This is a genomic window from Pseudoalteromonas sp. GB43, assembly GCF_054923805.1.
In genome coordinates this window covers 2918213-2930732 of sequence record NZ_JBPCHJ010000001.1, presented here as the reverse complement: position 1 = coordinate 2930732, position 12520 = coordinate 2918213, and the positions used below count along the sequence as shown (strand labels likewise).

7 protein-coding genes and 3 pseudogenes are annotated in these 12520 nt (G+C 40.7%); 5 read left to right on the top strand and 5 right to left on the bottom strand.

The genetic code is table 11. From position 1 onward, the window contains the following. Position 1: 1 nt before the first annotated feature. From ACRWSG_RS13910 to ACRWSG_RS13895, 4 genes and pseudogenes are all read left to right on the top strand, one after another. Positions 2-1880: pseudogene (locus tag ACRWSG_RS13910) on the top strand (vWA domain-containing protein). After that, complete coding sequence (locus tag ACRWSG_RS13905; RefSeq protein WP_462166548.1) at positions 1874-3523, top strand: BatD family protein; 1650 nt, start codon at positions 1874-1876, stop codon at positions 3521-3523. The pseudogene ACRWSG_RS13910 and the gene ACRWSG_RS13905 overlap by 7 nt, the downstream one beginning before the upstream one ends. A 77-nt stretch (positions 3524-3600) precedes the next feature. Continuing rightward, positions 3601-4149 (top strand): annotated as a pseudogene (locus ACRWSG_RS13900) (sigma-70 family RNA polymerase sigma factor); the annotation flags it as partial. Then, complete coding sequence (locus ACRWSG_RS13895) at positions 4149-4898, top strand: DUF3379 family protein (RefSeq protein WP_138599020.1); 750 nt, start codon at positions 4149-4151, stop codon at positions 4896-4898. The pseudogene ACRWSG_RS13900 and the gene ACRWSG_RS13895, both read left to right, overlap by 1 nt. Before the next feature lie 77 nt (positions 4899-4975). Here the strand turns inward: ACRWSG_RS13895 and ACRWSG_RS13890 are convergent, their stop codons facing one another. The 4 genes and pseudogenes from ACRWSG_RS13890 to ACRWSG_RS13875 form a co-directional block, all read right to left on the bottom strand. After that, positions 4976-6166, bottom strand: a complete 1191-nt coding sequence (locus ACRWSG_RS13890; RefSeq protein ID WP_054553227.1) for an amino acid aminotransferase — start codon at positions 6164-6166, stop codon at positions 4976-4978. A gap of 73 nt (positions 6167-6239) precedes the next feature. Then, positions 6240-6898, bottom strand: a pseudogene (locus tag ACRWSG_RS13885) (GAF domain-containing protein). A 45-nt stretch (positions 6899-6943) separates the two neighbouring features. After that, a complete protein-coding gene (locus ACRWSG_RS13880) occupies positions 6944-8614 on the bottom strand; it encodes an ATP-binding SpoIIE family protein phosphatase (RefSeq protein WP_462166547.1) in 1671 nt (556 codons plus the stop codon). After that, positions 8614-8919 (bottom strand): STAS domain-containing protein, encoded by a 306-nt coding sequence (locus ACRWSG_RS13875; protein ID WP_054553230.1) that lies wholly within the window; start codon positions 8917-8919, stop codon positions 8614-8616. Before ACRWSG_RS13875 ends, ACRWSG_RS13880 begins: the two co-directional genes overlap by 1 nt. 133 nt (positions 8920-9052) lie before the next feature. Between ACRWSG_RS13875 and ACRWSG_RS13870 the strand changes: the two genes are divergently transcribed. Continuing rightward, a complete protein-coding gene (locus tag ACRWSG_RS13870) occupies positions 9053-9382 on the top strand; it encodes an SUI1 family translation initiation factor (protein ID WP_054553231.1) in 330 nt (109 codons plus the stop codon). 16 nt (positions 9383-9398) lie between these two features. Here ACRWSG_RS13870 and ACRWSG_RS13865 read toward each other — a convergent pair whose 3' ends face one another. Next, the gene (locus ACRWSG_RS13865; protein WP_082389262.1) at positions 9399-12362 is read right to left on the bottom strand and encodes a bifunctional diguanylate cyclase/phosphodiesterase; all 2964 of its coding nucleotides are present in this window, start codon (positions 12360-12362) and stop codon (positions 9399-9401) included. Between the last annotated feature and the right edge of the window lie 158 nt (positions 12363-12520).

The following is a 12520-nucleotide window of genomic DNA, read 5'->3' as shown; positions in this document are numbered from 1 at the left end:
TATGGATTTTGAATTTATTCGCCCTGCCCTACTTTGGTTATTAATCCCCGCGCTGATTATTTTTAGTGTGCTGTTGGTACGCAACAAAAAAAGCGCCCCCGCTGATTTAATCGCGCCCCATTTGGCGCAGTTTGTAATGAGCGACAATCATAAAAAACAAAGCCAACCGCTTTGGCTAGTTGCTGTATTTACTCTGTTAGCCATCGTTTTTGCAGCAGGTCCAAGCTTTGAAAAGAAACAAGTTCCGGTGTTTCAAGCAAAGAATGCGCGAGTTATTGTGATGGATATGTCGTACTCCATGTTCAGTACCGACATCGCACCAAGCCGATTAGTTCAAGCTCGCTTTAAAGCACTCGACATGATTGAGCTTTTCAAAGAAGGTGATACGGCATTAGTGGCTTATGCAGGCTCTGCATTTACTATTTCGCCGCTAACCAATGACGCTAGCACCTTGGCTAACCTTATCCCAAGCCTGAGCCCTGATATCATGCCGAGCAAAGGTTCGAATGTTATTGAAGGCCTAGAAAAAGCCGATGATTTACTTAAACAAGCTGGCTATTTAGATGGTGATATTATTTTAGTCACCGATGGGGTTGATAGCCTAGATCAAGAAGATATTAGCCGCTTTACCGCTCAGTCTAGTTATCGTTTAAATGTCTATGGCGTCGGCACAGAGCAAGGTGCGCCGATTAAGCTACCAGAAGGTGGCTTTTTAAAAGATATGCAAGGACAGATTGTTATTCCGACGCTTAATGTTAGCCGCTTAAGTTCGCTTGCGCGCAACAGCGGTGGCAAATTCGCACTGTATCAAACCAGTAATCAAGATATCCAAACATTTGCCCCCACTGCCAATGCAGAAGTACTCAAAGATGAGAAACAAAGCCAAGCATTATGGCGAGTTGATGCCGGTATTTACGGCCTGATTATTTTATTGCCGTTAGCGCTCTTTTTAATTCGCCGTAGCAGCTTAGTGCTTGGCTTTTTGTTTGTTATGCTCCTACCTCAGCAACAGGTTTACGCCGCTGAATTACCAGACGTATTTAAAAACCAAGACCAACGTGCTCTTAATGCCTATCAGCAAAATCAATTTGAACAAGCCGCCCAAGCACAAAACACACAACTTAAAGGCGCCGCTCTTTATCAGCAAGGTAATTACCAAGCTGCTATGGATGCGTTTAGTGAAGATAAATCTGCAACGGGTTTGTATAACTACGGAAATGCCCTTGCTAAGGTCCGGTGAGCTAGAGCAAGCCATAGAAGCGTATAAGCAAGCCCAACAACTTAAAAATGACTTCACTGAGGCAAAAGAAAACCAAGCCCTCGTAGAACAGCTATTGCAGCAGCAAGAGCAACAACAGCAGCAACAAGATCAACAGCAAAACAATGATCAACAAAACTCTGATGGCCAGCAAGATAACCAGCAAAAGCAACAGGGTGAAAATTCACAGCAAGGTGAAAACTCTGAGCAGAGTGAGCAGCAAGATGGCCAACAACCGTCAGAGCAAGGTGAGCAATCAGATCAAAAAGGTGAGCAAAGCGAGTCTAATAGTGACCAGCAAAACAAACCTGAAATGGAATCTGAAAAAGACACGTCGTCACAATCTGGAGAACAACAGCCAGAGCAAGCTCCCGAGCAACAAGAGGCCCAGCCACAGCCATCGCAAAGCGATGAACAAGCTAAACAGCAAGCAGAGCAACAGGCTATGCAAGCACAAGCTGCTGAACTGACCAATGAAGAGAAAGAAAAAGCCCAGCAACTTAACCAGCTGCTGCGTAAAGTTCCCGATGATCCAGCGATCTTATTAAGAAATAAAATGCAATTAGAAGCACAAAAACGAAACTACCAACGTCGTCCACGAGGAGCCGAAAAATCATGGTAATGCGATTATTATGTTGTTTATTGCTAATCGCGGCAGCGCCGCTTTGGGCTGCCACCCAGCTACAGGCAAGTGTTGATAAAAACCCTGTCCTTGCTGGTGAGTTTTTTGTTTTAACCATCTCAGCAGACGACTCTATTAACAGCGAGCAACCAGACACTTCGGTGCTATTAAAAGACTTTGTTGTTGGGCCAACCAGTGTTAGCTCGCGCACTAATATTATTAATGGTGAAATCAGTAAGCAAACTAACTGGTCTGTAAAGCTGATGACCCGCAAAGAAGGCACTTATACCATCCCTGCCTTTACTGTTGCCGGTGTCAGTTCAAAACCGATTGAGCTAACGGTAGCTAAGCGCAGTCAAACCTCAGAACAAAATAAAGAAGCCTTCATTAAAACAAGCATCAAGCCAACTAGCTTATACGTGCAAGAAGCCGGTGTTTATACGGTTAAATTGTATTTAGACAACAACAAAGAATTGCTGGATGGCAACTTAACTACGCCAGAAATGGAAAACGCTGAGCTAACCCCAATTAACAAACAATCTGAAGACTATGAGTTAATTGATGGCAAACGCTATTTAGTGATCACCCGTGAGTACTTAGTGCAGCCACAAAAAAGTGGCGTAAATACTATTACGGCACCTGTGTTCAATGGCCGTATTCGTCAAAACTATCGCCAAATGGCTGTCTCAGCGATGGGCGAAGATGTTGATGTTGAAATCAAGCCAATCCCAGATAACTACACAGGTGCATGGCTACCAAGCGAACTGGTTAACCTTGATGAGCAATGGCAACCAAAAGACGACACCGTTGAAGTTGGCACCCCTATCACTCGCACCATTACTTTAACTGCATTGGGGGTTACTAAAGAGCAACTTCCTGATATCGATATGCCGCAGGTGCAAGGTTTTAGAAGTTACCCTGATGAAAAAGAGAGTAATCATCTGGTACGTGATGGCCGTGTTATCTCACAACAAACGGCTTCTTATGCTTTATTACCGCAAACACCGGGCACTTACACATTGCCTGAAATCAAGCTGCCTTGGTTTAATACTAAAATCAATCGTATTAGCTATGCGACCATACCAGCTCGTACATTAACCGTTGTGCCAAGTACAAATCCACTCACACCAACAGCTCCTGCTATCGCAGAGCCGCAAACCGCAAGCTCCAATGAGCTGAGTGATACGCCAACTAATGTACAAACCGTTACGCAAGTTACAACCCCTGTGTGGCTTATTATCGTGGCAATTGTCGGCTATGGGCTTTGGTTAATCACCTTAGTGCTTTACATTAAAAAGCGCCCTCAACAGTCGGCAGCTGAGCCATTACCTACCAGTGGTTCATCAGCATCGTTGAATGAGCTTAAGCAATTTGCAAAGCAAAACAATAGCTCAGGGTTTTATAACGCATTGAACCTTTATGCAAAACAGCAGACAGGTAAAAATGCAGCGGCCATAGAGTGTTTACTAGCATCGCTGAAAAATACACAACTTAATGATGAAATTGCTAAATTACGCACTAAACTTTATAGTTCAGCAGATGAACAGGTTGATTTAAGTTTAATCGTCAGTTTGCTAAGCCAAGCGGCAAAGCAAACGAAATCGACAAGTAATGCTACTGAATTAAAAAATCTTTACGATTAACCATAATCTAATAGGTTGAAAATAAACGGCTAATCTTGAATTAGCCGTTTTTTTAAGAAAAAAATAATAATCTCAGAAAGTTTTTTTCTGATAGGCAGGTCTTAGTTACTATGACAGAAAAACAAAAGCGATATGAAGCGCTGGTTCATGTCTACCACAGTGAGCTTTTTCGCTTTGCGTATTGGTTGTGTCGTGATCAGAACATTGCTGAAGACTTAGTGCAGGAAACCTTCCTGAGGGCTTGGCGTGCCTTGGATTCACTGCAAGACCAACAAGCAGTTAAACCTTGGCTGTTGACTATTTTGCGCCGCGAGAATGCACGCCGTTTTGAACGTAAACAATTTGATTACGCCGATGTTGAAAACGACACCCTTGTAGATGAACAAAGTTCAACCCTTGATGCTGAAATGGAACAAACAGTGATTCAACGACAAATAGGAAAGTTATCACAAGAATATCGAGAACCATTGCTGCTGCAAGTGGTAATGGGTTGCTCTGGCGATGAAATCGCCGAGATCCTCGATTTAAATAAAAATACTGTCATGACACGACTTTTTCGTGCCAGAAACCAGCTTAAAGAGGCTTTAAGCAGTGATGATGACCAACTTAGAGGAGCATCAAATTAATGGATGAACTCGAGTTTCGCCGCCGCATCCTCGCCGAGCCAAGCACTATTGATAAGGAACTTGAAGCGTTTGCCGAGCAGGACACAGATAAACAGGCGTTTATTGATGATGTACGTGCCTTTGACGATGAACTAAGCAAAGCACTTAACATCCCCGTGCCTGAAAATTTAGCACAGCGAATTATTGATAATACATATAGTTCTGAAGCAGAAAGCGCTGAGCAACCGCTAGACACCATTGTTGAGGCTAAGTCACGCTTTGCCTTTAATCGACTGTATTTAGCCGCTGCAGCGTCATTTTTAGTGGCAATTAGTGTGTTCTTTGTCAGTAACAAACAACATACGTTATACAGTGTGGGTGAGCATGCCTTTGCGCACCTTTACCATGAAATTGGCTCGCTAGATAAACATGAGGCAATAGATCTTGCTTCGGTAAACGAAAAGTTTGCCACCATTGGCGGTCACTTAGATGAGCTACCAGGTAAAGTAACCTATTTAATGTTTTGTGATTTTCAGGGTAAAAAAGGCCTACACTTGGTATTTGAGTCAGATTTTGGCCCAATGACGGTATTCATTGTGCCTTCTGACGAGCAACCATTTGGCACCGGCTCTGATGATTTCAATGATGAGCGTTTCGCAGGTCACATCAACCGAGGCGATCGGGCTGATACTATCTTAATCGCGAGTATTGGTGCGCCACTTGATAGCTACAATAACATGATCAATGACGCCATTCGCTGGCTGCACTAATACCTACTCGTAGTAACACATATTACAGGCATAAAAAAACCGCAGTCACTGCGGTTTTTTTATCGCTATAAAGCAAGTTACTTACAAACGTCTGCTACTGCATTTGCAAAGTAATCAATGTTTGCATCACTGATACCAGCTACGTTTACACGGCTAGAACCAACAATGTAGATTGAATACTCTTTTTGTAAGCGCTCGATTTGCTCTTTATTAATACCTAAGAATGAGAACATACCATTTTGACGGTCAATAAATGAGAAGTCTTGCTCAATGCCTTTCGCAGCTAAGCTTTCTTTGATTAAAGTGCGCAAACCATTAATACGATTACGCATTTCATCAAGCTCGTCATGCCACATTTGCGTCAGCTCAGTGCTACCTAAAATCGTGCTAACAATATCAGCACCATGCGCAGGCGGCATTGAATAGATGCTACGTACAACACTTAATAATACAGAGTTAGAGATATCAGCAGTCGCTGCATCTTTAGCGATGATTGAACATGCACCGATACGCTCGCGGTATAAACCGAAGTTTTTCGAACAAGAAGAACAGATGATTAGCTCATCTACCGCAGCTGCTAATTTACGAAGACCCGCTGCGTCTTCTTCAAGGCTTGAACCAAAACCTTGGTAAGCAATATCAACCAGTGGCGTGAAACCAACTTCAACAGCAAGATCTGCAACTGTGCTCCATTGCTCAGCATTTAAATCCATACCGCTTGGGTTGTGACAACATGCGTGGAATAACACCACATCACCTTTAGGCACTTGCTTAAGGGTATTAATCATGTCATCAAATAAAAGGTCTTTATTTTCATAATCGTAGTAAGGGTATTCTTTTACTGTTAAGCCCGCCGCTTCAAATAAGCTAATGTGGTTTGCCCACGTTGGCGTAGTTACCCATACTGTCGCATCTTTGTTGCAACGTTTGATAAATTCTGCTGCAACACGTAATGCACCTGTACCACCTGGTGCTTGTGCCGTGCGAACACGATTAGCTAAAAGTGCTGGATGCTCACCCAGTAATAAGTTTTCCATTTTTTGGCAGTAATCTAGGTTGCCTGCCAAGCCAATGTACGATTTACTGGTTTCGTTTTCTAAACGAAACGCTTCCGCTTTTTTAACCGCTTTTAATACCGGCGTATTGCCTTGCTCATCCTTATAAACACCTACACCCAAATCGATTTTCTTTGGGTTTGTATCTTGTTTAAAGGCCGCCATTAGGCCAAGAATAGGATCTGTTGGTAATGGTTTTAATTCTGAGAACATTGACTATCTCTTTTTATAGGGGTTAGCGTTGCCACTAGCTTAACATAAAAACCCAGCCTGATTACTAGTTAAATTAGACCAAGAGTTGAGGAATTTTAATACAACAAGCCACAAGTAATGCGAGGGTCTGCTGATCAAGAAATCATTATTAAATGCTTCCGCATCTATAATACCTAAGCATTCATTTTTGTCTGATAACAGCGGTAGACAGGTCTCTGCTTTCACTTTAGGGTCGCAAGTATAATACTCTCCACCTTGGGCAAGATAATCAGCAACGTTATTGATCACACGACCTTGCTTAGAAAGTGCCACTTGAACATTGTTACTGCCTTTAGCAAATGCTTCAGTTAGCGGGAATAATGGACGGCTCGGTGCACCATGATAAACCAGCTTTAATAACTGAGAACCTTCTTCAGTATTGGTTGCTTGATAAATACCAAACCAATCAACGTGAGTCTGGGCAACAACAAAATCAATAATTTGTTGAAGCTTAGCCAGCTTTTCAGTATTGGTAGCATCCTCTGCAACATAGTCGTTTAATTTGAATGGTTCATCTTGTAAGTAACCAAATAAACTACACGCACCACCCTCGCCTAGCTCAGGAATTTGGTATTCCCAGCGCACTGCAGGTAAAGCTGACTGTGCAAGGTAATGTTCAAGGTTTGATAATTGCTCAACAACCAAGCTTTCTGGTAAATCAAGTTGAGCAGTCGATAAGTAGTTAGAAATCATTTAGCCATCCAAACATCTATAATGCCGAGATGATAACATGCGATTTTACTGTGAGCTAGTACTGCTTGCTGTTAATTGATAATAAATTTCGACCTGATTGCCAGCACTATTAAATGTGACGCCAGTCGCAATTTCGCTCAGCAAACATAAACCTCTGCCATGCTCTCGCACTAAGTTTTGTTGCTCAGAATCTTGTTTGTTAAATCCATGTCCCGAGTCACAAATTGTAAAATACAAAGCATACTCTTCAGGGCTATAGCGGATATCAATGATAATTAATGCATCGGTTAAATTAGCTAATGCTTTTTCTCGTTGTTGATAATAAATTAAAAAACCATCGTCATGATTTTTCACATCAGAGTCTAGTCCTAAAACACCATGATCAAGCGCATTATTATAAGCCTCAGATAAGATAAGAAAAATATTGGCTCGGTGAGCGTTTAAACCTGGTACCCGACTGATTACATTAACAACCTCTAAAACAGGATCAGTGCTTTTAATCTGCTTTGAATTTAAGCTTAAAGAGAAGTTAAATGGCAATTCAGAATAAGGTTCTACCATTTGTTCAGGTTCAGGCACCGGCAAACAATTTAACAACACTAAACTTAAATCGTCTTGCTGCTCGTTACCTTGTGCAAAACGCTTAACTATTTCGAGCACTTGATGACAGGAAATGTTATCTCTAGAGGCAAGCACATCCTTAAACCGTTTTTCTCCAAAATAAACTTCTCTTGGATTAATCGTTTCAATAATTCCGTCAGTCGCCATAACGATTCGTGATGTAGTTTCAACCTCTGTATGGATCAAAGCGCGCTCAAATTCATCATCCTCTAAAATTCCCAACGCCATATGTTGAGATTCTAATGTACGAATTATATTTCCCTGCTGATCGATGATATAGGTGTCTGGCAGACCACCTAACCATGCAGAAACACTTTTACCTGTATTGCTAAGCTCTAGAATAGTTGCCGCACAAAACATATGCCCAGGTAATAACTTCGCCAATACTGAGTTAATCTCAGCTGCAATGTCACTTACCGACATGCCCTTACTTACCATCGTATAAAAGACTCTAGATGCCGGTAATGCACCAACAGCAGCAGCTAAGCCATGACCAGTAAAGTCTCCTAGCATACAATACAAGCTGCCAATTGGACTTTGCCCAACCAAGAACATGTCGCCATTAAACATAGCGGCAGGCGATAAATGAAAATCTAAATGGGTAGGGAATGACTGTTGGTTTTCAAGCGCGTTATTAAAAATGTGCTCGACAATTTCATGCTCACGTTCAACTTGATTTTGATGGTACTCAAGTTGTAAATTCTGCTCTCTTGCTTTTTGACTTAGGTTGCGAATGCGGCTGTGTGCTTTAATTTTCGCATTTAAGATTACCTCTTGGAATGGCTTGTGTAAAAAGTCATCCCCACCGACCGCTAAGCAGCGTTCAAAACTTGCTTCGTCTTCTAAAGAGGTTATAAAAATAATAGGTAAGTAAACTTGGCTGTAGCGCTCTTTTATAATTGCAGCTGTTTCAAAGCCGTCCATTACTGGCATAATGACATCAAGCAGTACGATGTCTATCTTTTGTTCGTCAAGAAGACTTAAAGCAACAAGTCCATTTTCGGCAGTGAAAACCCGGTAGCCTTGTTGCTCTAACATCACAGTTAATAAACGACGATTTAGCTCTAAATCATCGACTACCAATATATTAAGCATCAATCGATATCAAATTTTTTATCAAAACGAGATATTTGTAAGATTTTCTTTAATTGAGGCTGACAGTTACTTATTTGTATTGTATCAACTTTGCCCGTTAGGTTTTTTTTCATATTGAGCAACATACCTAATGCTGAACTGTCCATATAATCAGTTTCTCTAAGGTCAATAACGACTTTATTGATATTGCTGTTTAAGTCGGCGTATGCCTGACGAAAAGATTGCACCAAATTAAAATCAAACTTTCCTTTTATCTGTACGGTTAAAATAGCGCCATCAGCAGATGTACTGCGCGTCAAACTCATAATAAACTCCTATTTAACAAATCTTTCCGAAGACTTATCTAAATATAACTGCTTAGAACAAATAAGCCAAAAAATAAAACACTTAGGATTAAATTTGTTATCATTTATCTAAGCTTCTACAACGAGATCCACTATGAGCGAAAATAATCTAGTTTACTCAACTTCTACAGGGCGCATTGAACAACCCAAAGAAAGTAAACCTGCACAAAGTAAAATGTTTAAAGATGGTTTTTTACGAATCGAACGCCAAACAAAAGGTCGAAAAGGTAAAGGTGTGATGTTAGTGGTTGGTATTGATAGCCAACAACATGACTTAAAAAAATTAGCCAAAACCATTAAAAGTAAGATGGGTCAAGGCGGTGCAGTAAAAGAGGGTATCATCGAAGTTCAAGGTGATGACAGAGATAAGCTAAAAGCGATTCTCGAAGCGCTGAAATTCAAAGTAAAAATAGCAGGGGGTTAACTTCCCCCCTACTTTATTAATCATTCTTGATTAAATCTAGTGACTGTAAATGCTCATATAACTTAGGTAATTCAGCCTCACTCACAGGCGGACTGAAGTAATACCCTTGCACAACAAAGCAGTTATTATTTTGTAAAAACTCAATTTGCTCTTTAGTTTCGACCCCTTCAGCAACAACGTTAAGCTTAAGTTTTTGTGCCATTGCGATAATCGCAGCAGTGATCTCCATATCATTACTGTCTTCAGGGATATCTTTCACAAAAGAGCGGTCAACTTTTAAAATATCGACTGGGAAGCGTTTCAAATAACTCAGTGACGAGTATCCGGTACCAAAATCATCAATTGAAATTGAAACGCCAAGTGCTTTTAGTTGATGCAGTTGTAAGATTGCCGCCTCAACATGTCCCATTAACATACTTTCAGTCAATTCTAAGTGAATGCGTTTTGGTTCAACTCCTGTTTGCTTGATGATTTTATCAAGCGTCGACACCAAATTAGCATCTTTAAATTGACGTGCTGATAAGTTGATTGAAATATTATTTTTTAAGTCTTGGCTTGCTAAACGTGCAGCAAACTCACACGCTTCTTGCAATATCCACGCTCCAAGCTCAACAATCAAACCTGTAGCTTCAGCAATAGGAATGAATTTAGTTGGCGGTATCATGCCTTCATTTGGATGGAACCACCGTATGAGTGCTTCATAGCCAACAACTTGATTCTTGCGACAATCTACTTGTGGCTGATAGTAAACCTGGAACTGCCCCTCACGAATACCTGTACGTAACTCATTTTCAATAAACAAGCGTTCATTGGCAGCAGCATTAAGCTCTTGGCTATAAAAGTGGTAAGTATTACGCCCTTTCGCTTTTGCTTCATACATAGCAAGGTCAGCATGCTTCAGTAGCTGATCTTCCTCTTGGCTATCAAATGGTGCCATCGTGATACCAATACTGGCACTAATTATCACTTCATTGTTACCTAGTTTGATAGGCTCATTAAGAGTACGTTGAATGGTATTCGCCACTTCCATGGCGTGAGTTTGATGCTCAATACCACTTAGCAGGACTGCGAACTCATCACCACCTAAACGTGCAATGGTATCTTCGGTGCGTAAACGCTTTTTCAAACGATTAGCAACTTCAACTAATAACTGATCGCCTGCATCGTGACCTAGCGTATCGTTGATACGCTTAAATTCATCTAAGTCAAAGTAAAATAAAGCAAATGCATAATGACCACGTTCAGCAAGTGCCATAGACTTGCGTAGCTGCATTCTAAAGAAAGTACGGTTTGCAAGCCCTGTTAATGTATCAAAATAGGCAAGCTGTTCCATTTTTCGCTGACTTTCTTTCACAAACGAAATATCTTGAGCTGAAGCCACGTAACTGGTGATTTCCCCCCCTTCTTCGCGGATTGGAGAAATACTCAATGAAACCCATACAGATTGACGCTCATTACCCTGTAATAAAGTATCTCCTCGCCAATAGTTACGGCTACGTAGGTCGATATCAATATCGTCAACTAAAATCGCCATTTCTTGAGAGATAATATTCATCAATGGTGAGCCAATAAAGTGGCGTTCCTCGAAACCCGTCATCTCAACCATTTTCGGGTTCACGTATTTGATTTCAAAGTCTTGATTAGTGATCACAACGCCTGTACCTGAGAAGGCAACTGCTTTGGATAATCGGTTCGCTGCTTTTTCAGCTATTTCTTTTTCGCTAATGCGCTGATTTAAACCATCGATTAATTTACGAATTTCTATTGCCATGTCTCTAAAAGAGCCATTAAGCGTGCCTATTTCGTCTTTGTTCACTTTAGGAAATTCAGTTTGAAATTGCCCTTTGCCAAAACTAACAACCGCATTTACCAAAGAGTGAATACGACGCAGTACTAATTGATAAAGTGCTTGATGCAATAACAAAGCAACTAAAATAGCGTACAGGATAAACAAGCCAAAGAACTTTACTTTTAGCTCTTCAAGCGCAGAAAGTGCCGACGAGCGCTTTTTATAAATACCAATATACCAATTAAGGTTCTCGACTTTGCGGATATTGATAATATGGGTTTCACCATCTTGTACAAATGAATTTGCAGACTCTGGTAATTTTAAGCGAATGGTTTCAGACACTAATTTTTGTAGATCAGGATTAACAAAATCTTCAGTCAGTAACTTTTTACCTTCACGGCCATATTGCTCAAGCGTTGTTTTATCTAAATCAGGATGAGCTAAAAGCTGACCTTTCGCATCAAACACTAATAAATGTTGCTCACGATCGCCAATAGGCAGCTGTGCCAATAAGGTTTCAAGCGCAATATCACTACCAGTGACACCAAAAAATTCGTTATCAAGATAGATTGGCACAAGCACGCTTACTACCCACTTATGCCAAATAGTATCGTAATACACCTTTGACCATACAGCTTCTCGGCTCGGGTTTGTTGCAGCTTGTGCGTAATTAAATGTCTCGCCTTTGGTAAAGTCAAAATCGCCCGGTACATTGAGCGCCCAATTAGGTGGAGCAATACGTATAAAGTTATCTTTAGTGATTAAATAAAAATTAAAAAAGTCTTGGATAAGCGTTGGTGAGACAATTTTCCATAGCGACTCAGAATCGTTAATCAGCTGCTTATAAAAATTAGAGTACTGGTCTTGTGGAATAAATGAAGCTGATAAACCATCCTCAGAAGTGCTGCGAATACTGCCATCAACTGCAAACTTTATATCTGCGCTGCGGTTATTTTGTAGATGTGACTCATTATGCAGTAGCTGACTACTAACGACATTGTTAGCTTGCTCTGCAATATTTATTTTGGTGTTAATTAAGCGATTGAATTGACGACTCAAGCGTTCACTCGAATGCTTTAAAAGTTCGTGCTCTTCAAAAACAAGCTGTTTTTCTTCTGATTTAAGCATTAAAGCTGCAGCGCAAATACCTGCAATTAAACAAATAGCAGAGATTAACAGCGACAATTTCATACTTAATGAATTCACCCCAAACCGGGATGGCGGTCGTCGATACACCACAGGACTACCTTATTAATAATTGTTATTATTTATTATGCAAAAACAAATATACCAGATTCATTTTTAGATTTATAAATTTTTTATGAAGATTAATGAAATTTCTGAGGAAT